General features: G+C 38.7%; 24 protein-coding genes and 1 pseudogene. 15 read left to right on the top strand and 10 right to left on the bottom strand.

Annotated elements, in window-relative coordinates; genetic code table 11:
• The first annotated feature begins 107 nt into the window (after positions 1-107).
• The gene (gene mnmH / locus WG905_RS07245) at positions 108-1,181 is read left to right on the top strand and encodes a tRNA 2-selenouridine(34) synthase MnmH (RefSeq protein WP_339591040.1); all 1,074 of its coding nucleotides are present in this window, start codon (positions 108-110) and stop codon (positions 1,179-1,181) included.
• A complete protein-coding gene (gene selD / locus WG905_RS07240) occupies positions 1,162-2,202 on the top strand; it encodes a selenide, water dikinase SelD (protein ID WP_339591039.1) in 1,041 nt (346 codons plus the stop codon). Before mnmH ends, selD begins: the two co-directional genes overlap by 20 nt.
• A 13-nt stretch (positions 2,203-2,215) precedes the next feature.
• Here selD and WG905_RS07235 read toward each other — a convergent pair whose 3' ends face one another.
• The 3 genes from WG905_RS07235 to WG905_RS07225 form a co-directional block, all read right to left on the bottom strand.
• Positions 2,216-2,671, bottom strand: a complete 456-nt coding sequence (locus WG905_RS07235; RefSeq protein WP_339591038.1) for a GyrI-like domain-containing protein — start codon at positions 2,669-2,671, stop codon at positions 2,216-2,218.
• Positions 2,672-2,797: 126 nt separating this feature from the next.
• Positions 2,798-4,072, bottom strand: a complete 1,275-nt coding sequence (locus WG905_RS07230) for an Hsp70 family protein (protein ID WP_339591037.1) — start codon at positions 4,070-4,072, stop codon at positions 2,798-2,800.
• A 29-nt stretch (positions 4,073-4,101) separates the two neighbouring features.
• On the bottom strand, positions 4,102-4,326 hold the full coding sequence (locus WG905_RS07225) for a CDGSH iron-sulfur domain-containing protein (RefSeq protein ID WP_339591036.1): 225 nt from the start codon (positions 4,324-4,326) through the stop codon (positions 4,102-4,104).
• Between the two features lie 103 nt (positions 4,327-4,429).
• Here WG905_RS07225 and WG905_RS07220 point away from each other — a divergent pair, with 103 nt between their 5' ends.
• The 3 genes from WG905_RS07220 (at position 4,430) to WG905_RS07210 (ending at position 8,116) form a co-directional block, all read left to right on the top strand.
• Positions 4,430-6,841, top strand: coding sequence for an ATP-binding protein (locus WG905_RS07220; protein ID WP_339591035.1), 2,412 nt, complete (start codon positions 4,430-4,432; stop codon positions 6,839-6,841).
• Between the two features lie 96 nt (positions 6,842-6,937).
• Positions 6,938-7,210 carry a 4a-hydroxytetrahydrobiopterin dehydratase gene (locus WG905_RS07215; RefSeq protein ID WP_339591034.1) on the top strand — a complete coding sequence of 91 codons (273 nt, stop codon included), beginning with the start codon at positions 6,938-6,940 and terminating at the stop codon, positions 7,208-7,210.
• 66 nt (positions 7,211-7,276) lie between these two features.
• Complete coding sequence (locus WG905_RS07210) at positions 7,277-8,116, top strand: SMP-30/gluconolactonase/LRE family protein (RefSeq protein WP_339591033.1); 840 nt, start codon at positions 7,277-7,279, stop codon at positions 8,114-8,116.
• Here WG905_RS07210 and WG905_RS07205 read toward each other — a convergent pair.
• Positions 8,100-8,756: an HAD family hydrolase gene (locus WG905_RS07205; protein WP_339591032.1), complete on the bottom strand. Its 657-nt coding sequence runs from the start codon at positions 8,754-8,756 to the stop codon at positions 8,100-8,102. The two genes, WG905_RS07210 and WG905_RS07205, sit on opposite strands and share 17 nt — an antisense overlap.
• 214 nt (positions 8,757-8,970) lie before the next feature.
• Between WG905_RS07205 and WG905_RS07200 the strand changes: the two genes are divergently transcribed.
• Together WG905_RS07200 and WG905_RS07195 are read left to right on the top strand one after the other, a co-directional pair.
• Positions 8,971-9,774 carry a metallophosphoesterase family protein gene (locus tag WG905_RS07200; protein WP_339591031.1) on the top strand — a complete coding sequence of 268 codons (804 nt, stop codon included), beginning with the start codon at positions 8,971-8,973 and terminating at the stop codon, positions 9,772-9,774.
• Positions 9,740-10,366 (top strand): hypothetical protein, encoded by a 627-nt coding sequence (locus tag WG905_RS07195; RefSeq protein ID WP_339591030.1) that lies wholly within the window; start codon positions 9,740-9,742, stop codon positions 10,364-10,366. Before WG905_RS07200 ends, WG905_RS07195 begins: the two co-directional genes overlap by 35 nt.
• 16 nt (positions 10,367-10,382) lie before the next feature.
• Here the strand turns inward: WG905_RS07195 and WG905_RS07190 are convergent, their stop codons facing one another.
• Entirely contained in the window at positions 10,383-10,859 is a 477-nt protein-coding gene (locus WG905_RS07190) for a hypothetical protein (RefSeq protein WP_339591029.1), read from the bottom strand.
• Positions 10,860-11,697: 838 nt separating this feature from the next.
• Between WG905_RS07190 and WG905_RS07185 the strand changes: the two genes are divergently transcribed.
• Complete coding sequence (locus WG905_RS07185) at positions 11,698-12,372, top strand: class I SAM-dependent methyltransferase (RefSeq protein WP_339591028.1); 675 nt, start codon at positions 11,698-11,700, stop codon at positions 12,370-12,372.
• A 245-nt stretch (positions 12,373-12,617) separates the two neighbouring features.
• Positions 12,618-12,749 (top strand): hypothetical protein, encoded by a 132-nt coding sequence (locus tag WG905_RS07180; RefSeq protein ID WP_339591027.1) that lies wholly within the window; start codon positions 12,618-12,620, stop codon positions 12,747-12,749.
• A 53-nt stretch (positions 12,750-12,802) separates the two neighbouring features.
• Here the strand turns inward: WG905_RS07180 and WG905_RS07175 are convergent, their stop codons facing one another.
• Entirely contained in the window at positions 12,803-13,330 is a 528-nt protein-coding gene (locus WG905_RS07175) for a superoxide dismutase family protein (protein WP_339591026.1), read from the bottom strand.
• 225 nt (positions 13,331-13,555) lie between these two features.
• On the opposite strand from WG905_RS07175, the gene WG905_RS07170 reads away from it, so the two are divergent.
• Together WG905_RS07170 and WG905_RS07165 are read left to right on the top strand one after the other, a co-directional pair.
• The gene (locus WG905_RS07170) at positions 13,556-13,786 is read left to right on the top strand and encodes a hypothetical protein (RefSeq protein WP_339591025.1); all 231 of its coding nucleotides are present in this window, start codon (positions 13,556-13,558) and stop codon (positions 13,784-13,786) included.
• Between the two features lie 189 nt (positions 13,787-13,975).
• Positions 13,976-14,416 carry an Hsp20/alpha crystallin family protein gene (locus WG905_RS07165; RefSeq protein WP_339591024.1) on the top strand — a complete coding sequence of 147 codons (441 nt, stop codon included), beginning with the start codon at positions 13,976-13,978 and terminating at the stop codon, positions 14,414-14,416.
• 81 nt (positions 14,417-14,497) lie between these two features.
• Here the strand turns inward: WG905_RS07165 and WG905_RS07160 are convergent, their stop codons facing one another.
• From WG905_RS07160 to WG905_RS07145, 4 genes are all read right to left on the bottom strand, one after another.
• On the bottom strand, positions 14,498-14,872 hold the full coding sequence (locus tag WG905_RS07160; protein ID WP_339591023.1) for a hypothetical protein: 375 nt from the start codon (positions 14,870-14,872) through the stop codon (positions 14,498-14,500).
• Positions 14,873-15,043: 171 nt separating this feature from the next.
• Positions 15,044-15,877 carry a universal stress protein gene (locus WG905_RS07155; protein ID WP_339591022.1) on the bottom strand — a complete coding sequence of 278 codons (834 nt, stop codon included), beginning with the start codon at positions 15,875-15,877 and terminating at the stop codon, positions 15,044-15,046.
• 115 nt (positions 15,878-15,992) lie between these two features.
• On the bottom strand, positions 15,993-19,253 hold the full coding sequence (locus tag WG905_RS07150; protein ID WP_431844505.1) for a vitamin B12-dependent ribonucleotide reductase: 3,261 nt from the start codon (positions 19,251-19,253) through the stop codon (positions 15,993-15,995).
• Positions 19,254-19,399: 146 nt separating this feature from the next.
• Positions 19,400-19,840, bottom strand: coding sequence for a hypothetical protein (locus tag WG905_RS07145; protein WP_339591020.1), 441 nt, complete (start codon positions 19,838-19,840; stop codon positions 19,400-19,402).
• Positions 19,841-19,961: 121 nt separating this feature from the next.
• Here WG905_RS07145 and WG905_RS07140 point away from each other — a divergent pair.
• The 4 genes and pseudogenes from WG905_RS07140 to WG905_RS07125 all read left to right on the top strand — a co-directional run.
• A pseudogene (locus WG905_RS07140) lies at positions 19,962-21,515 on the top strand (catalase); the annotation flags it as partial.
• Between the two features lie 52 nt (positions 21,516-21,567).
• On the top strand, positions 21,568-22,041 hold the full coding sequence (locus WG905_RS07135) for an ankyrin repeat domain-containing protein (protein WP_339591019.1): 474 nt from the start codon (positions 21,568-21,570) through the stop codon (positions 22,039-22,041).
• Between the two features lie 72 nt (positions 22,042-22,113).
• A complete protein-coding gene (locus tag WG905_RS07130; protein WP_339591018.1) occupies positions 22,114-22,689 on the top strand; it encodes an RNA polymerase sigma factor in 576 nt (191 codons plus the stop codon).
• An 82-nt stretch (positions 22,690-22,771) separates the two neighbouring features.
• Positions 22,772-23,821: a FecR family protein gene (locus WG905_RS07125; RefSeq protein WP_339591017.1), complete on the top strand. Its 1,050-nt coding sequence runs from the start codon at positions 22,772-22,774 to the stop codon at positions 23,819-23,821.
• Positions 23,822-23,916: the final 95 nt, after the last annotated feature.

Raw genomic sequence — 23,916 nt, 5'->3', positions numbered from 1 at the left:
AATCACAAAAGATGCCTGTTTATAGCTTTTACTATTGGGTGTTTACTTCAAATACCTTATACTTCGTTAGCGTTAATTAAGTATATTAGCGTATTGATTTTTGATAAATGGTCAAAACTATTGCAATCAGCGATTATATTCTTTCACACCCTTCTGTTCCTTTGATTGATGTGCGTACACCCGCCGAGTATGCCCAGGGACACATTCCTGATGCCCTTAATATTCCATTATTTACTAATGAAGAAAGGATAGCTGTAGGTACAACCTATAAAAAGGTTGGAAGAGAGGAAGCTATCTTGTTGGGATTCGATCTTACTGGTAATAAATGGTCTGGTTTTATTCAGCAGGCCCTGTCGATTGCACCGAAGAAAAAAATTGCAGTGCATTGCTGGCGCGGAGGTATGCGGAGTGGGGCAATGGCATGGGCACTTGATCTTTATGGCTTTGAAGTCTATCTAATTCAAGGCGGCTATAAAAGTTACAGAGGTTGGGCCTTAAATCAGTTCACTCAGCCTTTTAATCTAAAGGTGCTTGGTGGGATGACAGGATCAAATAAAACCAGTATCCTTCATGAGCTTCAACTATTGAATGAACAGGTGCTGGATCTTGAAGAACTGGCCCAACACCAGGGTTCTTCCTACGGTACGATGAATAAAATGGTTCAACCCACACAAGAGCAATTTGAAAATAATTTTGCTTTTCAGCTCAGTAAATTCAATGGTGACAAACCTATATGGGTGGAAGATGAGAGTTTAACTATTGGAAAACGGTGTATTCCGCATCCATTCTATAACCAGATGCGTAATTCAGTATTAATTAAGCTTGATGTTTCCCTTGAACAACGTATTGATAAATTGACGAAAGAATATGGTGTCCTGGATAAAGATTTTCTGATTGCATGTACAGAACGAATTCGGAAACGCCTGGGGCCTGAACAAACAAAAAGTGCGCTTCAAGCTATTCAGGAGAATCGGATGGAGGATTTCATCGCCTTGGTCTTATATTATTATGATAAAACTTACCATATAGGATTAAACAAAAGAGATGCTGCTAAAATATTTACTTTGAACCTGGAGCTGGATAGCCCGGCAAATAATGCTAAAAAGGTGTTAGCATTTGCTAATAGCCTTCACCAGAATTTAGAATTGGAAAACAATAAAGATGGAATTGAAAGAAATTAAGCTCACCCAATATTCGCATGGTGCAGGTTGCGGCTGCAAGATAAGTCCGGCAATTTTAGATAAAATACTTCACAGTCCGATTCCTTCAGCTCCCGATGCACGACTTTTGGTTGGCAATGATAAACGGGATGATGCCGCTGTTTTTGACTTGGGTAATGGAACGGCCTTAATATCAACAACAGATTTTTTTATGCCCATTGTTGATGATCCTTATGATTTTGGAAGGATAGCATCTGCAAATGCAATAAGCGACGTTTATGCAATGGGAGGGAAGCCAGTTTTAGCGATTGCGATTTTGGGCTGGCCGATTGAAAAATTAGCACCTGAAATTGCTCAAAGGGTGCTCGAAGGCGCCAGAGCTGTTTGTGCTGAAGCAGGAATTACGCTGGCAGGCGGACATAGCATTGATTGTCCGGAGCCTGTTTTTGGTCTTGCTGTGAATGGGACCGTAGAAATTGGTCACTTGAAGCAAAATTCTACAGGCATTGCCGGTTGCCGTTTATACCTCACTAAGGCACTTGGCGTGGGCATACTTTCTACTGCCCAAAAACGAGGGTTATTACGTGCTGAGGACGCTGCTGTGGCTTTAAAGAGTATGGTTACACTGAACAAGCCTGGCGAGTACTTTGGTAAACTTAAAAGCGTGAAGGCCATGACCGACGTTACTGGCTTTGGCCTGTTAGGGCACCTGGCAGAAATGTGTGAAGGGAGTGGTTTATCTGCGGTTATCGAATATAATAAAATTCCAGTAATTTCTTCCCTGCCTGAATACCTAGGTCAAAACTGTTTTCCAGGGGGCACACAGCGTAACTGGGCCAGTTATGGGCAGAAAATTGGCGCCCTCACCGACGAACAACGATTTGTGCTGGCTGATCCGCAGACAAGTGGAGGGTTATTAGTGGCTGTTTCGGAAGATGGGATTGAAGAATTCGAAAGGTTATTACAAGAGAATGCTTTATCAGCTCAGTCATTCGGTTGGCTTAAAGAGCAGGATGGCGGGCCATTAATCCAAGTAGTTTAAGTAATTTAATTCCTTATTTAATGGAGATGTAGATCTCAACTTCTGCATTATTCCAATCTTTACTTCTTTCATCATAAACCTCAAAATCCGACTCGTAAGCTCTGTCTATCGAAGAATTCCATATTTCCTTCCAACTGTCTGCCACACAATCAGGCAGTTTACCAGATGCTTTGAAAACTTGATAAGCACCGCCACGTACCAAACAGGATTGCAACTCGATAGGTACTTCGACATGTTGCTTTACACTGCAGCCAATAAAGTACGAAAAAGGTTTAGTATGGTCACCTTCATAATCATAGTATACAGCTATAATCTCATCATTGAGCTTTCCAGGAATCTTATCTATATAATTTTCCAGTTCAAATTTATGCCATAGTTTACCGCAATCAATAGTCGAACGGCCGTCTTCATTTGTCGTTTTAACGGAGAGACCAAGCAGTATGAAAGGTTTAACTTCTTTGATGATCATAGTTTAAAAGATGAAATCTATCTAAAGTTATGACTTTTTTAAGAGATTGATAAGAAACAATTGATTACAATCAGCTGGTTTATATATACAATCTGAGCCACATAAAGTATCAACGAATACTGACTACTAACACCTGTCATTAAATAGATAACCACTTAAGGCAAGGCCTTTTGCAACGCTTGTAAAATTATCACCGGATTTAGCGATGAGGTGGGGAAATTTGCGCTCAAAAAGCTGCTGAACGGCGCGAACTAATGATGTGCCGCCGGTTAGAAAAAGACTATCAATAGCTGTGGCCCTGATGTTGTTTTCTAACATGAATTCTTCCAGGTAATTGCCTATTTTCTGGATATCTTTGTCAATGATAGCTTCGAATTGGCTGATTTCAATGTCTTCATCAATATCAATATCCATATTTGAATAACTGAATTTGGAAATATCCTTTGCTGACAAACCGATTTTTGTATTTTCAATAGCCTGAAAAACAGAATAGCCCAGGTTATGATCAATTAGCGTAATCAAATTTTTAAACTGACGGTCATATCCTGAAAAATAATAATAATTTTCTATGTCTTTTTTGATCCGGTTACCATTGAAGAAGTTCATCTTGTCCCAAGTGCAGATATTAGCGTAAAGTGATTTAGGAACCGTTAATTTTTTCCCTGGTGTAGCCTCATACTGAGTGTATTTACCAAAATAAGGTGTTCCTTTTTCCCACATAAAGGCAGAATCAAAACTATCACCACCAATATAAATCCCACCGGTAGCCATCAGGTCATTTCTTCTGTTTAAACTACCTGATTTTGCAGGGTCAAGAACCAGGTAAGTGAAGTCTGTGGTTCCGCCGCCAAGATCTGCGACGAGAACTCTTTCTTCATGTGGAAGGGTCTTCTCATAGGCAAAAGCAGCACCGATTGGCTCATATTGGAAACGTACCTCCTCGAAGCCGGCAAGTGCAGCAGCCTTACTTAAGCGCGTTTGGGCAAGAGTATCTTTTTGGGTGTTATCATCATCAAAGAAAACTGGCCGTCCGATAATCGCTTTCCGGCAATCCTGGCCGATAATCAGATCTGCTCTATTTTTAAGCTCCTTCAATATTAATGCGACTAAATCAGATGCCGTATATTTTTTATTTTGAATACGGGTTTCAGTAAAACTACTTTTTGATAAAATCTGTTTGATCGACTTGATAAACCGCCCATCCATGCCCTCGCTCAGGTAGGCTGAAATTGCGCTTTCACCAACAATATAATTGTTACTGCGCTTATTATCAGGATTGTTGGAGAAATAAATCAATGATGGAATTAAAATTGTATCCACAATCTCTTCTTTTTCCTCATCATAAATGGACAATGCTGAATTGGTTGTACCAAAATCAATACCGTAAAGAAAGTTTTTCATGACTGGGGATACAATCTGTTGATTAATTTTTAAGCTTTTTTTGGAGGCAGATCAAAAGCTATTGCTTCATGGTCAAAATTTCCGTTATGTGCACCATCACAAAATGGCTTATTCTTTGAAAGTCCGCAACGGCAAATAGATAATACAGTTCTTCCCTGAAGACCATATACAGCGCCATTTTTATCCACGATTTCAAAATCGCCTTCTATTCTAACTGATCCGTTATTATTAATTGTAAGTTTTGTTTTTGACATTATTGCTTGTTTTGAGGCAAAGCTATAACAATACGTTTAGATCAGCGTATGCATACGGATTTATTTTTCCCAATGAAACCATCAACTTACAAACTATATACTCATGAAAAATGTAAAAGAGAATGTTCTATATTTACGTGAGATGTCTTTAAGAAAAAATACTGGTCTTATTTTAGTGCTGCTTTGCTTTTTTTTTACTAAAGTTTTTGCTGATCAAAAAATGGCTAAACCACTAGCTTATAATGGTGTTATCGATTTAAGACAACAATCTTTCGAAGAAGAAATTCCCCTGAATGGACAGTGGCTATTTTACTGGAAACAATTACTTGATCCGAATGAAAATAAGCCACCTGCTCGCAAATTGGTAGATTTCCCTTCAAGATGGACTGATATCACTGCTGGTGGCCAAAAACTACCAGCCTTTGGTTATGCTACCTATAAGCTAAAAGTTTTATTGCCATCAACCACCCGACCGCTAACTTTAGCGATGCCTACTACTTACAGTGCATACAAGTTATATATCAATGGGCTGCTGCAGGCAGCTAACGGCACTATTAGTACTTCAGCAAAAGGTTTTAGACCTTATTGGCAAGAAAAGACCATCGATTTACCCCCTGGTACTGCTGCTATAGAGTTGACTTTGCAAATAGCAAATTTTGCTCATCAAAAAGGGGGAATTGCAGAAAAGATATATATCGGACAAAAAGAACAAGTTATTTTAAAGCGACATGTTTCGGATGCTATTGATTTGCTGTTGACGGGTTGTCTATTTATGGGTGGGATCTTTTTTTTGGGTTTATACCTGGTAGGCAACAAAGATAAGGCGATCTTATTTTTCGCTTTATTTTCAATTGTATATAGCTATAGAATCATTGGCGCTGACAGTTATGTGCTCCACAAATTATTGCCAGACCTTAGCTGGTATCTCACCATCAGACTGGAATACATCACCTTATATTTAGGAATAGGGCTTTTTGGCGTATTTACAAGGTATTTATATCCTGAAGATTGTCATAAAAATGTTGCGTTAGTGATCTGTATCTCATGTTTTTCCTTTGCTGCCCTTACCCTGTTTTTACCGCCCTATTACTTTACGCAACTACTGTCGCCTTTTATAATTGTTGCCATATTCTGCCTATTTTATGTGCCTTACGTTTACATCATCGCTTATAGACGTAAACGACCCGGTTCCATCTATACCTTGGTTAGCTCCATTGCCTTAATGATAACTTTTTCAATTTCATTATTGCATTATTGGAATTTGATACCACCTTATCAACTTCTCAATTTTGCCTGTTTTATCAGCTTTTTCTTTCTACAATCGCTCATCTTATCCCATAGGGTGTATTTTACATTGAAAAAAGCCCGGTTTGAAGCAGAACAAGGTTTAAAAGCTAAAAGTGAATTTTTAAGTACCATGAGCCATGAGATCAGGACACCGTTAAATGCAGTTATCGGCATGAGTCATTTATTGCTTAGGAACGGGCCTCGTGAGGATCAGGTAGAACAACTTGACGTGATGCTGTTCTCTGCAAATAATTTATTGAATATTGTCAATGACATCCTGGACTTTAATAAAATTGAGGCGGGCAAAATTTCATTTGAGCATATTGAGATGGATATGGTGGGGATTGCAAAAAATATTATAGCTGCTTTGAAAATATCGGCTACGGAAAAGAATATTGATTTGCGTCTGAAAATTGATAATTCTTTGAAAAACAGGGTGTTTGGCGACCCCACAAGGGTAAGTCAGGTGATCACTAATCTTGTGCATAACGCAATAAAATTTACCAATGCTGGTTATGTGCAGCTGGATATTGTTGTGCAAGAACAGAATGATACTCACATTTCTCTGCTTATCAAAATAAAAGATACAGGCATCGGAATATCCATAGAAAAACAAAAGCTCATTTTTGAAAGGTTTACCCAGGCTGATTCTTCAACCTCCAGGGCTTTTGGCGGCAGTGGTTTAGGTTTGGCCATTTCCAAGCGTATTTTAGAATTGCAGGGTTCATCTCTTTCTGTTGTTAGCGAGGAAGGTAAGGGCGCTGAGTTTTATTTTGTGCAAACTTTCGAAAAAAACGCCATCGTTGCTGATCACCAACGGGTAGCATCGACCTCAAATGAGCGGACGATGCTGACAAATTTCACTATTTTATTGGTAGAAGATAATCCCATTAATGTGCTGGTTGCTAAAAAGCACCTTGAAACATGGGGCGCTTCTATTGACGTTGCCAGCAATGGGGTCGAAGCTTTAGAAATGTTAGATACCAACAAACACAAACTTGTTTTAATGGATTTACATATGCCACTGATGGATGGGTATGAGGCAAGTAGAAAAATGCGGGTTAATGGTGTAAAATTACCTATTATAGCATTTACGGCTAATTTACCTGATGATATTCAGGTGCAGATTAAAAGTGCCGGTATGAATGACTATATTGTTAAACCTTTCCTGCCTGATGACCTTTATAACAAAGTATTGCATTATTCAATTTCTTACTTTAAAAACTAATCACCAGTAGAAATACTCGGATTTACCAAACACAAAATCATAATTTTTGTTTTTGGGTATAAAGCAATATGGTGAATTATAAGCGTTATAAAGCATATGGAGAACATTATTCAAAAGCAATGGGAAGAGAAAGATGACTGTTTATATAAAGCTGTTATCTTCAAAGACTTCCAGGAAGCCTTTTCTTTTATGGTAAGGGTGGCATTTTTGGCTGAAAAAAGTAATCATCATCCGAGATGGACTAACGAGTGGAATAAAATTGAGATATGGTTAAGTACGCATGATGAAGATGTTGAAATGATTACGGAAAAGGACAGGACCATGGCTAAACAGATCGATGAATTACTAGGTTTAAATGAATTACTTTAATCATAACATGTGAAAAAAATTATCGCGCTTTTACTTGCAGGATCAACGCTAATAAGTTGCAAAACCATGAAATCACCAGGTGAAAAAAGTCTTTTTGTCCAGGAAGAATTGACACTGATCAGTTCTGATTTTAGTTTTACTGAAGGATGCTCTCCTGACAAAGATGGAAATGTGTATTTTACCGATCAGCCTAACGACAAAATTTGGAAATACAGCACAACCGGTGAACTTTCTTTGTTTTTGGATAAATCCGGCAGGTCCAATGGAACATACTTCGATAAGGACGGTAATTTGCTCACCTGTGCGGACGAAAAAGGGGAAATATGGTCCATTACCCCGTCAGGAAAAATATCAGTATTGTTAGCTGATTTAAACGGTAAACAACTTAATGGGCCGAACGACTTATGGGTGGATCCCAAAGGGGGCATTTACCTCACAGATCCATATTACCAACGCCCTTATTGGACGAGGACAAAACCGGACCTGGAAAGTCAGGATGTCTATTATCTGCCTAAAGGAAGTCATGCTGTAAAAAAGATTGCAGGCAATTTCGATAGACCCAATGGAATAGTGGGAACACCCGATGGAAAGTATTTATACATTGCTGATATCGGGGCCGGAAAGATATTCAGGTATAGTATTGATAAGGAAGGGGGATTGAAAGACAAATATTTGCTCATTAACCGGGGTGCTGATGGCATGACCCTGGATAATAAAGGCAATATTTACCTTACCGGAGGCAATGGCGTTTTTATATACGATAAAGATGGTAAGTCCATTGCTACCATCACTGTCCCTAAAAGTACCAGTAATGTATGTTTCTCCGGTAAGGAAAAAAATGTCTTATTTATTACAGCTAGAGAATCAATTTATACGATACCCATGACTGTTAAAGGAGTTGAATGACATCCTGATAGCTCAAGCCATTATAATCATTGATATACAAATTGCAAGGCGGGAGTTCAGCTATGGTATGGGAGGTAAGTACGCCGACAACCTTCATTCCAGCGTTCAGTGCTGCCGAAACTCCTGAAAAGGAGTCTTCAAAGACCACACATTTTTCTGGTGGTATCCCCAGCTGAGCTGCTGAAGTGAGGTAAACTTCGGGATCCGGTTTATGCTTTTTCACATCCTCACTGGCCATGATGGAACTTAATTTTTCCCTGATGTTTACTCTGCTTAAAATCAAATCCAGATTGGCATAAGGTGCCGATGTGGCAACGCCAATCATGACGCCCTTATCCTTCAAATCACTTATAAAAGCGGTTAAACCAGTAATTGGAGTCACATATGGTTCGTATATCCTCCTGAAAAGCCCCTCTTTTTCCTCTTCCAATTGTAATAACTCTTCACCTTGTATTGGTCTTTCTAGAAAATGACTAAGTATATAACTATTGCTTTTGCCAAACATATGAAGCGCAAATTCATCATCGGTTGGCGCGACGTTTCTTGTGGAAAAGAACTCCCTAAAGGCAAGAGAATGGTATGGATTGGTATGGCAGATGACACCGTCCATGTCAAATATGACTGCAATTTCATGATTCATCCTGCGAATTTACAGAATTTGAGCTTAAGACAATGGCTTCAACTTTTTAGTTGACATAAAAATTATAGAGAAAAATATATTATTAAAAACTTCCTGGGCTAACAAAGGTTATGAATTTATCATCCAATTGTCTATAGTTGTGCGGTGCTGACTTTTTTATATTTATAGTCAATTATTTTAGGCAGATTTGCAGAAATATAAATGAAGCAGACTTATGTTAAAATTAATTAGATCTATATTGCCATTGCACATTCTCCTGTTAGGGTGCGGAGGCCTTGAATATAGCCCTAATCAGGTTTTTAGTGGTGATAGTCCGACAAATATTAACCAGAATAGCATTAACCGCCTTAACGAAGAACCGGGGGATGCACGCATACGCTTCATTTTAACGGGCGACAGTCAACGCGCCTATAAAGATTCAAAAGATTTAGTGGACGCCATTAATAAGTTACCTGAAATTGATTTTGTGGTTCTAAATGGAGACATATCTGATTTTGGCCTATACCAGGAAATGGAATCTGTTGACCAGATATTTTCAAAGCTAAGCAGTCCCTACATAGGGGTGATAGGTAATCATGATTTGGTTGCCAATGGCGAAAGAGTTTACAAACACATGTTCGGCGAACTTAACTTTTCCTTTGTTTACAAAGGCGTAAAATTTGTTTGCCATAACACCAATAGCCGCGAGTCCTCCTTTGAAGGTCATGTGCCTGATTTAAACTGGCTTAAACAGCAATTATCACCTGAAACAGGAGTAGACGCCTATATTGCCATAGCCCACGTACCGCCCGATGATGCTGATTTCGATGAAACATTAGCTACGGAGTATGTAAATACGGTTAATAATTCCCCCAATACTTTAGCGGCTTTATATGCGCATACCCATAACCACCGTGTATTCTATCCGGGGTTTCAAAATAGCATTCCTTACATCATTACTGATCCTATTGAAAAAAGAAAATTTGTACTCATCGAAATTTTGGATGGAAAACTTAAGTTTGAAAATATTGCGTATTAAAAACCTGTTCTATAGCTTGTTGTGCATTTTACTGTTTAGTGCGAACGAAGCTAAGGCTCAAGTTCTAGAATTTCTGGTTCCCAAAGATATAGTAATCCAACATGCAGGTAGCATTGGTTTTATGAGCGTAGGCATCGGTTATCCGGTGTTTAAAAATAAGCGGGGATCGCTTGATTTTAACTACGGTTATGTTCCGGAGAGCAGGGGGGGGACACTGCATATTTTAAGCGGTAAATTTGCTTATCGCCCATGGAAATTGAAGATATCAGATGGCATAGCACTTTATCCTGCCAACCCGGGAGTTTTTGTTACCTATCATTTTGGGAAACAATTTGATTTTCATTGGGACAAAGATACTTACGAAGACGGTTATTATTGGTGGTCAACTGCTTTACGGCCACATATTTCAATCAGTACGGAGTTGGAGCTCGATGCCCTAAAAATATTTAAAACATCAAAAATCAAGGGTGTCAGATTATATACCGAGTTTAACACCAACGAGCTGTACCTCGTGAGCTATTTCAAAAATGTTGGGGCGGTTCCTTTAACAGACATTTTTAAATTAGGCATAGGCATGCGTGTCAATTTATAGATTATGAGTATAAACCTCAATTTTCATAGGCATCAATACGGTCTCCAATCAGGTTGACCAATTCCACAGGTATGGGGTCTTTACTGCACCATATGCCACCTTGGCTCCGGTCTCTATAGAGAATGCCAAGCCGTCGCCTGTCTTCAAAAACATCATAGGTACCCCGATTGGGACCTGGATAAACCAATAATGTTTTGCTATCGTCCAGAATATTGATTTCAATTTGAAAAGGTTCCATAAATGGGTAACAAGCAGGAGGGTAAATGGTTTCACGAGGGCGGTCAACGTAACCCCACTCTTCCTGTGGTCCTAACTCAGGGTATTTAAATCCTTGATCTTTCAGGATAATATATACCATATAAACCATCAGGAATGGAGATATGAGGAATAAAATTGATAGCAAGGGCTGAGGCGCCTTAACCTCAAATAAAACTATATAAATAACCAAATATGCAGTCATGATTATAACTGCTCTTACTGCGTTATACATCATTTCATTTTTTTAATGGTGACAAAGCTATTGTTAACTTATATTGACCCTAGGGTGGATGTACCTTGGATGTACCATGGATCTACGTTGTATCTACCTTTTTCCATAAAAACGTAGATACATGCCACATGCATTGTCGGTCCAATATATATCCATTATAATCCAGTATATAGTTTGTTTTTTAATGGTGATGAAGCTAAAACGATCACAGATTTTGTTCTTTGTTTGTGGCTGTTGACCCTGAGCGTTTGCTTTCATTTTTAGCTTTAACAGCTAAGATTTAATTAAGTTTTTTATCACCTCAATTTGGGAAGTGTGAGGATAATTAATACCAAATATTATTTTGACATCCTTTTTGGCATGAATTGTATCAAAATTTTGTTGCTAAATTTAATAGCATTTTAATCGCAGGGTTTTATTAAAATCTGTAACAGACGAATAGGAAATAAACCATCTATAATTATTCTGTTAGTTTAATATAAAACTCAGTAAATCAGTTCGTATAATATTCTATTTAAACAATAGTTTGAAGCAAGTTTATTGGTTATTTTAAGCGATTCCCCGTAGTGTGTACGACTGAATATCAGTTAAAAAACCACTTCATTTCAAATGTATATCTATGTGTAGATACACAAGTGTGCAATTACACAATTTCATATTAATCAGTCTATGAACCTTAATCCATAGGTATATTTATGAAAAGTATGGGTTTACAATTGACGTTTTCAACTCTTGAATCCTTTCTTAACGAAGCCATTTGTTAATATACGAACTAGCATGTCATCGTAACAAGCTGTTTTACGGTGAGATTATTATTATATATAAACTTAAATTATAACCTGTGGAAAAAGAATTGATTAATGACATTGTAGCCTGGGACATTCGAAACTGGTCTAAAGCAATTGATTACTGGGAGAAAAATGCTTCAATTACTAATAAAGAATACCAATGTTTAGAATTAGGATCAAGTAAAGGCGGGATGTCTTTGTGGCTCGCTTTAAATAAGAACAAAGTGTTTTGTACAGATTTGAATGGCCCTGAAAAAGATGCCTATCATATTCATAAAAAATACAACATGTCATCGAGGATCACTTATGGGGCCTTGGATGCTACAAATATTCCGTATGAGAATTATTTTGATTTAATCATCTTTAAATCAATTTTGGGTGGGATCAGTAGTGATGAAAATCAAAAAAAAGCGAGCACGGTAAACGAAATCTATAAGGCATTGAAACCAGGAGGGATTTTGCTTTTTGCTGAAAACCTGGAATCAACCTTGTTACACCGGGTGTTTAGGAAAGGTTATGGAACAAAAAACTGGAACTATTTAAAAATGAGTGAGATGGATGATTTATTTTCATCTTTCAGTTCCTTGGACTATACAACAGAAGGATTTTTTGGGTGCTTTGGGAGAAATGAGGAACAAAGAAATTTTTTAGGTAAGATAGATGCTTTATTGGCTAGTGTAATTCCGATGAAAAGCAAATATATAGTTATAGGAGTAGCCGTAAAGTGATAAAATTTTGGTTACAAATACCTATGAATAGTCTGCGTAAAACCCCTGAATGTGTTTTAAGTTCAACTTAATTGAGGTTTAAATGTTCTCTCTATAATTAATCGAATTTTATGTGTAATAATTACATATTACGGATGAGAAAAACTTTTTTTATGATCTTCGCCCTGGCCGGGATTGCTATGGCGGGATGTGGTTCTAACACGCAAGAATCCGGGAACTCAGACTCCCTGATAACGGATACATCAATGGTTGATACCGTATCGACAGACTCAGTTGGAATGGTTGATAGCGCCATGAACAACACTGGAAATAGTGGTAAAGGAACGGGGGATACAGCTACTACAGGAGGTGGCGCAGGTACACCTCGGCAACCTTAGTGAACATAAAAAAAGGACTCTATCTCAGAGTCCTTTTTTTATCATACACTTAATTAAATCTTTGTGATCACTCCGCAGCCTACTCTCGGGCCAGAGTTACCAGTTGGTTGTGTCGTATAATCATCAGTTCCACCATGGACAATAATTCCACGGCCAATAATGGTATTTGCATCATTGTCTACAATACTCCATCTGTCTGTAGTGATTGAAACCTTGCCTTGGCCTTTATTGTCCAATTGGATGTTTCCGATATCGCCGGAATGATAAGCCGCAGAATTCCATTCACCATGGTTCTCTTTAGTGGGATTCCAGTGCCCATGTGCATTTTCACCCATGTTTCCACAATCACCATGTTCATGAAAATGAACTGCAACTGTACTGTCAGCCCTGGCTGGAAAGTTGATTTCAAGATCCATTCTCATCTTTCCGTCTGCAAGTTGGAAAAATTTAGCAGTTCCGATATCCTTTGCATCTGCAGTAGTGGCAAGTTTGGCTTCCGCAACCTCCGTATCTTTGTTGCTGGAACATGAATTAAAGATGGTTGTCGCTGAAAGTAATGCAATAATTAAATAATTTTTCATGGGGATAATTGTTTTTAATGTTGATGAAGCGATCATAAACGTATGATGGTTTCATTTGAATCAATTGATGAGTTTAAGTTATAACAAAAACTTTGATGTTTAGTTTTATTCTTCCAGGTAAACGACAAAAATCAGGATTTCGATGGTTTTAATCGAATAAATTCAAATTTTGTCGATTATTTAGAACTACCGGTTGATCTGTTTGTTTAATGAAGAAACTTAAAGATGATGGAAGAACAAGATACTGGTAAATTAAAAAATCAAGAGGATGTAAATCCAACAAGCCAGCAGGATCAGATTGCAAAAGAAAACGACGAGGAGTCTATTCCTCTAACAAACGGTACTGGTTCTAATAATCCTGTGCCAACAGCAGGAACAGTCATTATTAAAGAAGATGAGGATGGGGGCAATGAAAACGAGGAAGATGAAGACAGGGAAAACAAGAAAGAGGAATGACCTTACATGCTCTGCCATTTTGTAAGTGTGGCTGTGTCAAATTTTCAATGATATGAAAAAATTTCAGTTTTTACGTATGGCTAAGGGCGTAATCTGATGATTTTACAATTTGGCATACGAGTTGATTATTTTAATTGGATTTGAAAGTTTAATTGATGTATTAATTCTTGAATAAAGGAGGTTTTATTTATGTCACTGATTAAATTTAATAAAGGACCAAAAGAAAATGCTTTAACAACTGGATTCAACGATATTTTCGAATCCATGTTCAATGACTCATTCTTGTCTGACAGGATGATTTCAAGAGTTCCTGCAGTTAACGTATGTGAAACTGAGGATCAATATCAAATTGAAATGGCTGCTCCTGGCTTAAATAAGGATGATTTCAAGGTTAAACTTGATCGAAATCTTTTAACAGTATCAGTTGAGCAGCAAATGCAGCATGAAGAAAACAATAAGCAATACAACAAACGAGAATTCAGCTACAATTCGTTTGTGCGTTCTTTCGCTCTGCCAGATTCTGCTGATGACGCCAATATAGAAGCAAAATATGATAATGGTATTTTGACTATATCAGTTGCTAAAAAAGAAGAGGCAAAGCAAATTGTTCGTCAAATTGAAATTAAATAATTAGGCTAGTTTTTAGTGCTTTCAAGTCTAACCCGTTTCCGCAAAGAAACGGGTTTTTTGTTTAGGAGTTTGCTCACAGCATCATTTAAGTCTTTTAAAACCATCGTTTGAAAATGCTGATTTACGCTCGGCACAGTTATCATTTAATGCTTCTAATTTTAACACTTCATCCTTGATGGTATATTTATAATCAGCGGGTTGCTGGTCACAGGTACTCATGCCACTTATTTTTTGTAAAATTAAAGTATCACCTTTAATTTTGAAGGAAGTGGTTTCTACCAGGTCTGTGCCTATATAAGTGAAGAGGCTATCGTTTCTAAATTCCATTTCGGCATCAACAGGGTCAGGTACATTAATTTTACCAGACCAAGTGGTATTGATAAGGTCTTCAGGCTTTGAATTGAGCATAGACACCATGCTTAATGCCATAATGGAAGTTAAAATGAAGCGCACCATAATTTATCTTTTTTATTTATCCTTAACTAAAGATATAAATTTTCTAAAAATGCTTGATGTTTATTTAGGTCCTTATTCACTATCACCAACTCATGATTTTATGATGAAACGACTTTCAGGTCATATTGCACAGAAATAGGTAAAGGTAGTCACAGAATGAAGTAGAACAAATCAACCTGGTTGTAGTAACAGCAAAGGAATTGGCGTATGATAAGTTAGCCTTTTTGTAATACTTTTATGGAACAGACTTTCAAAAAAGCTATGCTGTTTTGGGATAGCAATCACCACCTGGACATCATGTGTTTTAATAAAGTCTAAAATTCCAGCAGCAATATCATCATTTTCATTAAAGTAATATTCGGGATCATTTTCATCCCAAACTTCATGCAACATAGCTTGTTCGGTTACCAGCGCAGTATTGAAATGCTCTTTTCCGCTTTTTTCAACATTCAAAATCAATAAACGCGCACCTAACGCATTTATAATAGTTTTTATCTCCGTAGCAGATTTCCTTAGGTTGTTTTTAAGATCTGTAGCAAAGACAACCTTGTTAATTTTCTCAAATGCGGCCATATGTGGCACGAGCAATAAAGGAGTTGTGATTTCTCTGGCGACAGTAACTGTATTGCTGCCTATAATAGCTCTCTCAAAGCCACTCATGCCCGTAATTCCCATCACTGTTAATTCAGCATGAAGTTGTTCTGTGAGAGAATGTACAGCATAAATTAAGGCATTTTCAACAGCCATAATTTCTACCTGGGTATCAGGGGCAATTGAGGACTGTAGGTCTACTTTTAATTTTTCAAGTTTTCGGATGCTTTCTTCACGTTGTGCTGCCATACCAGCCTGGTTGGTCATAGGGATATCTGTTGCTACAGGTTTAAATTCATAAGAATTAAATAGGATAAACCTTGAAACCGGGAACTGGTGGGTTAATGCGGCAGCATACCGGGCTGCATTTGTTGCAGCCTTTGAAAAATCGGTAAGCACGATCAGGGTTTTCATATCTACAAAATTTAATACCACACCTTTTTATTAAACCACTGCAATTGATAAAAGTTTTACAATAAAGGTCTATTAATAAGTTATTTATGCAGTAATCTTATTGTAGGAAGGGGCGTTACGTGCAACCTCCTTGCGTACCACAATTTAAACATTTATAACAAGTCCCGGATCGGATCATGATGTGGCCGCAATTTCCACATGCTGGTGCATCCGATTGTCCACCACCTGAAATATCCAGCATAGGTTTCACTAACTGGTGATTTACAAATTTCTGCGGGCCGGGCTGTGGGGTATCTTCAACCTGTTGTTTGGTGATTACATGTACCAGGTCCTCACGACCTAGATATTCGTAGCCCAGCATCCTGAAGATATAGTCAATCACAGAAGTGGCACTTTTAATATTTTCATGGCCGCCTACAGTTCCCGAAGGTTCGAAACGGGTAAAGGTGAATTTATCTACAAATTCTTCCAGAGGCACACCGTATTGAAGACCAACAGAAACCGCAATTGCAAAACAATTCATCAACGATCGGAAAGTTGCACCCTCTTTGTGCATGTCCACAAAGATTTCACCTAAAGTTCCATCCTCATATTCCCCGGTGCGAACAAAGACTGTTTGTCCGCCAACAGCTGCCTTTTGTGTAAACCCGCCTCTTTTTCCGGGGAGATTTTTACGTTCGACAACGGAAGAAAGCTGGCGTTTGAATTTTGTGTCTGTAGATTTTTCAAGTATAGCTCTAGCTGCTTCTAAAACCTGCTCTGGTGTGAGGTCACTGAGCCTTAAATTTCCAGTCCTGCCTAAAACTTCTTCAACAGCATCAAGTCGATCTTCTTTTGAATCAGCTGATTTAGTAGACAAGGGCTGAGATAACTTACATCCATCACGATAAATTGCATTTGCCTTCAAACCTAATTTCCAGCTAAGTTCGTAACAGTCCTTAATTTCTTCAATAACGGCTTCATTGGGAAGGTTAATGGTTTTAGAAATCGCACCTGATAGGAAAGGTTGTGCTGCAGCCATCATTCGGATATGGCCATGAGCGTGAATAAAACGTTCTCCTTTTTCTCCGCATTTATTTGCACAATCAAAGATCGGGTAATGTTCTTTTTTCAAAAATGGCGCACCTTCGAGGGTCAGTGTTCCGCAAATAAATTGATTTGCCTCAGCAATTTGCCGGCGGTTGAATCCAAGTGCTCTTAATAAGTTGAAATTTGTAGCAGTATATTGTGCTTGTGTAAATCCCAAACGTTGCAAGCAGGCTTCGCCTAAACTCCAATGGTTAAACACAAAACCAATTTCAAATGCGGCAAGCAATGATTTTTCAATTTTATTAAGTTCCTCTGGATAAAAGCCCTTAACGGTTAAGCTGTTGAAATTAATATGAGGGGATCCCTTAAAGGATGCGGAACCTTTGGCATAGTTGATTATAGCATCAATTTCAGCTTCCCTATATCCCAGGTTACGAAGGGCAGCAGGAACCCCATGGTTGATGATTTTAAAATAGCCTCCACCTGAAAGCTTCTTGAATTTAACCAGCGCAAAATCGGGTTCAATACCTGTGGTATCACAGTCCATCACAAGGCCGATCGTTCCTGTTGGAGCAATAACCGTAGTTTGCGCGTTACGAAAACCATATTTCTCGCCTAATTCTACAGCCTTATCCCATGCATTGCAGGCAGCAGCTAGCAAATAATCCGGGCAATGCTTTTGATTTATTCCCGGAGGAGCGATCTCTAGCCCTTCGTATTCACTGGTATTATAAGCAGCATAGCGATGGTTGCGGATTACACGCAGCATGGAATTCTTGTTTTCGGGATATTTACTAAATGTGCCGAGTTCTTTTGCCAATTCAGCTGAAGTCGCATAAGCCGTTCCGGTCATCACAGCAGTGATGGCCCCCGCAATTGCACGAGCTTTATCACTATCGTAAGGGATGCCGGCGACCATCAACATTGCACCCAGGTTGGCATAACCAAGGCCGAGTGTGCGGTAATCATAAGATAGCTGGGCAACTTCTTTTGAAGGGAACTGTGCCATCAAAACGGATATTTCCAGCACAACCGTCCAGATGCGGCATACGTGTTCAAATCCTTTAACATCAAAAACCTGTGTTTTGGGGTCAAAGAAATGGGCAAGGTTGATGGAGGCGAGGTTACATGCTGTATTATCAAGGAACATGTATTCCGAACAGGGATTAGAGGCGTTGATCCGTCCACCAGCGGGGCAGGTATGCCACTCATTTATGGTCGTATCGAATTGGACCCCCGGATCTGCACATGCCCATGCTGCAAAAGCAATATCCTGCCAAAGTTTCTCTGCAGGTATACGCTTCACGATATTACCGTTAGTGCGAGCAATTAAGTCCCAATTACCTTGATGATCAAGTACTTTAAAGAATTCATTGGGGATACGAACCGAATTATTTGAATTTTGTCCCGACACCGTGCGGTAGGCTTCACCTTCATAATCTGAAGGATAACCTGCCGCGATTAAGGCAGCGACTTTTTTCTCCTCATCGACTTTCCAGTTAACGAAGTTTTCAATTTCAGGATGATCGAGGTCCAGGCATACCATTTTTGCTGCGCGACGTGTCGTGCCACCAGATTTTATGGCTCCCGCCGCACGATCACCGATTTTGAGAAAAGACATTAAACCAGAAGAGTAGCCTCCTCCTGAAAGTTTTTCATTCTCGCCCCGAATAGCGGAATAATTGGTACCTACACCAGAACCATATTTAAATATACGCGCTTCACGGATCAATAAGTCCATTATACCACCGTCATTCACAAGATCATCATTCACGGATAATATGAAACATGCGTGTGGCTGTGGCCGCTCATAAGCAGACTTAGATTTTTGTATAACTTGTGTAACCGGGTCGACAAAATAATGGCCTTGAGGCGGACCTGCAATGTCATAGGAGGAGTGAAGACCTGTATTAAACCACTGAGGAGAGTTGGGCGCTGCAAGCTGACCCACGATGGTATAAACAAGTTCATCATAGAATACCTGTGCATGCTGTTGGGACGAGAAATAATTATACCGCTGCCCCCATTGTTTCCAGCAATTTGCCATGCGGTGAGCAACCTCCTTAATACTGGTTTCAGATCCTGTTGTTCCGTCAGCCTGAGGCACTCCGGTTTTACGGAGATATTTTTGAGCTAAGATATCTGTTGCAACCTGGCTCCAGGAAGCAGGAACTTCAACGCTATTCATTTCAAAAACAGCATCTCCTCCAGGATTACGGATAACAGATGAACGTTTTTCGTAGGTAAACAGATCATATACATTGGCGCCTTCTTTAGTGAAGAATCGTTGAAATGCCAACCCTTTATCATTATTCTTTGAGGTATCAGTTGCTGTAGATTTTCTCATCATGATGAAATAGAATGGTCAAATTTACCCCAAAATGCAACGCTTAGTAAACCTGAATTTTCAACATCAATTTTGAAAATAGCTTCTGAAGCTCTTTTTCACTTCAGGAGATTGTTTTCTTGCCATTTGTAATGTGGAATACTTTATTACTTATTTGATAATAGCTTCAGTGCCAATGCGGTTACGACAGCACCAAACACATAGTACCCAACGGTGAGCACTTTTACCTGATCTGTTTTTGCTACGGGTTCAGGATTCAAGCCCATAGGTTCAGGTAATTTTACAGCACCTATGCCTGCACTCAGACCCAAGAATATAGCCCTGGGCCATAAATATGCGGGGTTTCCGGCGCCGATTAAACTATAGTAAAAAGTATTGCTCAGCACATCGCCTGCCAATGTAGCTTTGTAAAGATCTTTTTTTTGATCAATGCTGGTGCCGAAATGCCGAAGCGTTTTTTGCAAAGCCTCTTCGCCAAGTAAATCGATTCTGGGCACATTGGACTTTTCCTTTTTTAAAGTTTCATGCAATATATTCAATGCTATTGCTCCCGCTAATCCGGATATTAGATTTTTTACTTTACTCATGCTATCATAACAACAACAGCTGAATATGGTTTACCAGATGTTTTTTAAAATTTTTACTCCGCAAAAGGTTTTTAGTTGTTTATATTTATATCATTGATAACCTAAACCATTTATTATGAGCCAACAAGATAATTTAACGACTAGAAATGGCCATCCTGTTTATGATAACCAAAACTTAAGAACCGTAGGTAGCAGGGGTCCTGCTACACTTGAGAATTATCATTTTCTCGAAAAAATGTCTCATTTTGACAGGGAGCGCATACCGGAACGAGTAGTCCATGCTAGGGGAGCTGGTGCCCATGGCGTATTCGAAGCTTATGGAGCTGTAGGCGATGAGCCTATTTCTAAGTATACCCGTGCAAGGTTTTTACAGGAAAAGGGAAAAAAAACGGAATTGTTTGTTCGCTTCTCCACTGTAATACATGGAGGTCATTCTCCGGAGACACTTCGGGATCCCCGTGGCTTTGCAGTTAAAATGTATACTGAAGATGGCAACTGGGATTTAGTAGGGAATAATTTGAAAATATTCTTTATTCGTGATGCACTCAAGTTTCCTGATTTTATTCATTCTTTTAAGCCGGACCCAGTGACGAACCGGCAGGATGGAGAAAGACAGTTTGATTTTATCAGCAATTCACCTGAGGCTTTACACATGATTACCTTCCTTTTCTCACCATGGGGAATTCCTGCCAATTATAGACAGATGCAGGGATCAGGGGTGAACACCTATAAATGGGTTAATAAAGATGGTGAAGCAGTACTCATAAAATACCATTGGGAACCATTACAAGGAATAAAAAATCTAACTTCTGCGATGGCCGCAGAGATTCAGGGTAAGAGCTTCAATCATGCTACTCAGGATTTGTATGAAGCCATTGAGAGCGGAAATTTCCCTGAATGGGAGCTTTGCGTACAAATCATGGCAGATGGTGATCATCCTGAACTTGATTTTGATCCATTGGATGACACAAAGATCTGGCCTAAGGAAAAATTCCCGTGGTATCCCGTAGGTAAGATGACACTGAACAGAAATCCTGAAAACTATTTTGCTGAAGTGGAGCAGGCTGCTTTCGGAACAGGTGTTCTGGTAGACGGACTTGACTTCTCTGACGATAGAATGCTTCAGGGAAGGACATTTTCTTATTCAGACACACAGCGTTATCGGGTAGGAACCAATTACCTTCAGTTGCCAATCAATGCACCAAAAGCACAGGTTGCCACTAACCAACGTGATGGTAATATGGCTTATAACCAGGGAGGCATTGTTTCTAATCCTCATGTTAATTATGAACCCTCAGGTTTAGGTGGTCCAAAAGAGGCCGAACGTGCAGGAAAAGATCACACACCGATGTATCAAGCCGCTTTGGTTCGTCAAAAAATTGAAAAACAAAATAACTTTGGCCAGGCAGGGGAAACTTACAGAAATTTTGAAGACTGGGAAAGAGACGAATTGATTTTAAATTTGGTGAATACGCTTGCTACTGCCAATAAAGGTATACAAGATAAAATGATAGCTCTTTTTACCCAGTGTGATGCAGATTACGGCAGAAGGGTGGCTGAAGGCCTGGCAAAAACCAATATTGATAAAAGCAATAAGGGCCCGATTGGTACCACTGGTTCTCATGATGCTGTAGTACAGGCAGAACAAGAAAGCAAAGAAAGTAAACCTTATTAATCAATAGTAAATAAAACCTCTTAAATCCTTTGTAAACAATTATTTCAATTCCATGGAAAAAATAAATGATCAGCTTATTAATGCGGCCAGGACCGGTGACTTACCGCTTCTACAATCTTTGATAGCGCAGGGGGCTGATGTAAATACACAGGATTTAAGAGGTTATACTCCACTGATTATTGCAAGTTACAATGATCAGGTGGAGGCTGTTAAAATACTTTTAGACGCCCATGCCGATGTAAATATGCAGGATCTGGGTGGAAATACTGCCCTAATGGGCGTTTGTTTCAAAGGCTATCCCCAAATAGCTGAATTACTTATTGCTTATGGCGCTGATTTAAATATCCAACATTCAAATGGAGGCACGGCATTGATGTTTGCGGTGCTGTTTGGACGAGATGAATTAGTGAAGGTCGTAATGAAGCATGGAGCGGATCTCACTATTAAAGAGAACCGTGGTTTAACTGCTATAGATTTGGCCATCCAGCAGGGCAATACGAATGCAATTTCATTAATGGAGATTTAGATTGCTTCTAACTGATAATAGATTTGCTTCGTATTGATTAATTCATAGATTTGAATTAACCAAATTATGCCTATGTCGAACCATTTACCTGACTTGAACCATCTTGTAAGTAAAATTGCATTGGATAACAATCAACATGCATACAAGCAACTCTTTAAATTATTATTTCCTTCCTTATTTAGATTTAGCTTTAGTTTATTAAAATCCAGAGAGTTAGCAGAGGAAATAGCCAGTGATGTGATGCTTGCGCTGTGGAAAAGCAGGCTGAGGCTTTTGGAAATTGAAAACATTAAAGTTTATGCTTTTGTTATTGCCCGCAATCTTTCATTAAATGCGCTGAATAAAATCTCCAAACAAACCGTGGTTTCGATTGAAGACATCGCAATTGAAGTTTTTTTAGATAATCTGACCCCTGAACAAATTTTCATCAATGATGAGCTTAGGAAAAAGCTGGAGATTGCCATACAGGCATTGCCTAACCGTTGCAAACTCGTTTTCAAACTGATTAAGGAAGAGGGATTGAGTTATAAGGATGCAGCAATCATTTTAAATATTTCCACCAAGACAGTAGACGCTCATCTTGTTACTGCCATTAAGAAATTAACTAGCATACTCAAAGCAGAATTCAACCTTACGAATTCTTTTTAATTTTTATTTCAAATTGACTAGGGAGTTTTCTCTGATCTATTGTCCTCTCTATAACCAATATAAACTTCCGCTGGACATCCCTATGGATAAACACAGAATACATGAATTACTAGCCCGGAAATTGGCTGGTGAAGCAACTCAACTTGAAATTGATGAGTTAAATGAGCTAATGGCTAAATATCCGGACTCCATTTATTACGATGAAATATTAGGTCAACTCTGGTTAAAGTCTCCTTCTACAGAAATGATGCCTGAAATTGACATCGTTTATCACTGCCATCAGGATAAGTATAAAAATGAATTAGCGCATGCTAAAAGGCTTTCCCTGACCGCCTTGAACATTAAAACAAAAATCAGCCTGATTTCTGCCTTGTTGATCATTCTGATCGCAGGTTTATTCGTCTTCACAACAAAGGATACAGCAGCGTCTAAAATTCAGATTATTGCTGGAAAAGGTATGAGAAAAAAGATCAACCTTCCAGACGGAACGATCGTGTGGCTCAATTCAGATAGTAAACTTACCTACAACACGACCATCAACGAGGATAAGAAACGTGTCGTTTTCCTTACCGGAGAAGCTTATTTCGACGTTGCCCATCATCTTAAACGCCCCTTCTTTGTGCGCACCAATAAAATTTCCATCAAAGTTCTGGGGACAAAATTTAATGTGAAAGCTTATGCGACAGATCAAAAGTCTGAAGCAACCTTAATTAATGGCTCAATAGAGCTTTCCGTCAACAATAAACCAGAGCAAAAGATTATATTAAACCCTTCAGAAAAATTCGCCCTGGTCGAGAAAAAAGAGACAGGAGAAAAGCAAAAAGTAGTACCGAACGATATCACCTTAATGATAGAGAATGTTAATCCTGTACAGATTGGCAATCAGGTTTACATAGAAGAAACTTCCTGGAAAGACAGTAAGCTGGTTTTTAGAAACGAAACATTTGAAGAAATGAAACCAAAACTAGAACGTTGGTATAATGTCAAGATTCATTTAAAATCACAAAAAACAGGATCCTATCGCTTCACGGGGGTCTTAAAAGACGAAAACATTGAAGAAGCACTCACAGCTATGCAATTAATCAAACCTTTTAACTTTAAATTAACCGATCATGACGTAATTATCCATTAAAAAAGGGAGAAAATGCGGCAAACATTATTCTCCCTTTCAAACCATCAGCAGTAGTAAATGCTACGCTTACAGATTTTTAACCTTGTAACACACAA

This window comes from Pedobacter immunditicola, assembly GCF_037482985.1.
In the GTDB taxonomy this organism is placed as follows: Bacteria; Bacteroidota; Bacteroidia; order Sphingobacteriales; family Sphingobacteriaceae; genus Pedobacter; species Pedobacter immunditicola.
Note: the sequence above shows the minus strand (reverse complement) of the source record. Positions and strands in the feature narration are given on the sequence as shown.

Excerpts from the sequence above, each read along its gene's own strand:
- mnmH (WP_339591040.1), top strand. The coding sequence starts at position 108 with ATGGTCAAAACTATTGCAATCAGCGATTATATTCTTTCACACCCTTCT.
- selD (WP_339591039.1), top strand. The coding sequence starts at position 1,162 with ATGGAATTGAAAGAAATTAAGCTCACCCAATATTCGCATGGTGCAGGT.
- WG905_RS07235 (WP_339591038.1), bottom strand. The coding sequence starts at position 2,671 with ATGATCATCAAAGAAGTTAAACCTTTCATACTGCTTGGTCTCTCCGTT.
- WG905_RS07230 (WP_339591037.1), bottom strand. The coding sequence starts at position 4,072 with ATGAAAAACTTTCTTTACGGTATTGATTTTGGTACAACCAATTCAGCA.
- WG905_RS07225 (WP_339591036.1), bottom strand. The coding sequence starts at position 4,326 with ATGTCAAAAACAAAACTTACAATTAATAATAACGGATCAGTTAGAATA.
- WG905_RS07220 (WP_339591035.1), top strand. The coding sequence starts at position 4,430 with ATGAAAAATGTAAAAGAGAATGTTCTATATTTACGTGAGATGTCTTTA.
- WG905_RS07215 (WP_339591034.1), top strand. The coding sequence starts at position 6,938 with ATGGAGAACATTATTCAAAAGCAATGGGAAGAGAAAGATGACTGTTTA.
- WG905_RS07210 (WP_339591033.1), top strand. The coding sequence starts at position 7,277 with ATGAAATCACCAGGTGAAAAAAGTCTTTTTGTCCAGGAAGAATTGACA.
- WG905_RS07205 (WP_339591032.1), bottom strand. The coding sequence starts at position 8,756 with ATGAATCATGAAATTGCAGTCATATTTGACATGGACGGTGTCATCTGC.
- WG905_RS07200 (WP_339591031.1), top strand. The coding sequence starts at position 8,971 with ATGTTAAAATTAATTAGATCTATATTGCCATTGCACATTCTCCTGTTA.
- WG905_RS07195 (WP_339591030.1), top strand. The coding sequence starts at position 9,740 with ATGGAAAACTTAAGTTTGAAAATATTGCGTATTAAAAACCTGTTCTAT.
- WG905_RS07190 (WP_339591029.1), bottom strand. The coding sequence starts at position 10,859 with ATGATGTATAACGCAGTAAGAGCAGTTATAATCATGACTGCATATTTG.
- WG905_RS07180 (WP_339591027.1), top strand. The coding sequence starts at position 12,618 with ATGGTTGATACCGTATCGACAGACTCAGTTGGAATGGTTGATAGCGCC.
- WG905_RS07175 (WP_339591026.1), bottom strand. The coding sequence starts at position 13,330 with ATGAAAAATTATTTAATTATTGCATTACTTTCAGCGACAACCATCTTT.
- WG905_RS07170 (WP_339591025.1), top strand. The coding sequence starts at position 13,556 with ATGATGGAAGAACAAGATACTGGTAAATTAAAAAATCAAGAGGATGTA.
- WG905_RS07165 (WP_339591024.1), top strand. The coding sequence starts at position 13,976 with ATGTCACTGATTAAATTTAATAAAGGACCAAAAGAAAATGCTTTAACA.
- WG905_RS07160 (WP_339591023.1), bottom strand. The coding sequence starts at position 14,872 with ATGGTGCGCTTCATTTTAACTTCCATTATGGCATTAAGCATGGTGTCT.
- WG905_RS07155 (WP_339591022.1), bottom strand. The coding sequence starts at position 15,877 with ATGAAAACCCTGATCGTGCTTACCGATTTTTCAAAGGCTGCAACAAAT.
- WG905_RS07150 (WP_431844505.1), bottom strand. The coding sequence starts at position 19,253 with ATGAGAAAATCTACAGCAACTGATACCTCAAAGAATAATGATAAAGGG.
- WG905_RS07145 (WP_339591020.1), bottom strand. The coding sequence starts at position 19,840 with ATGAGTAAAGTAAAAAATCTAATATCCGGATTAGCGGGAGCAATAGCA.
- WG905_RS07135 (WP_339591019.1), top strand. The coding sequence starts at position 21,568 with ATGGAAAAAATAAATGATCAGCTTATTAATGCGGCCAGGACCGGTGAC.
- WG905_RS07130 (WP_339591018.1), top strand. The coding sequence starts at position 22,114 with ATGTCGAACCATTTACCTGACTTGAACCATCTTGTAAGTAAAATTGCA.
- WG905_RS07125 (WP_339591017.1), top strand. The coding sequence starts at position 22,772 with ATGGATAAACACAGAATACATGAATTACTAGCCCGGAAATTGGCTGGT.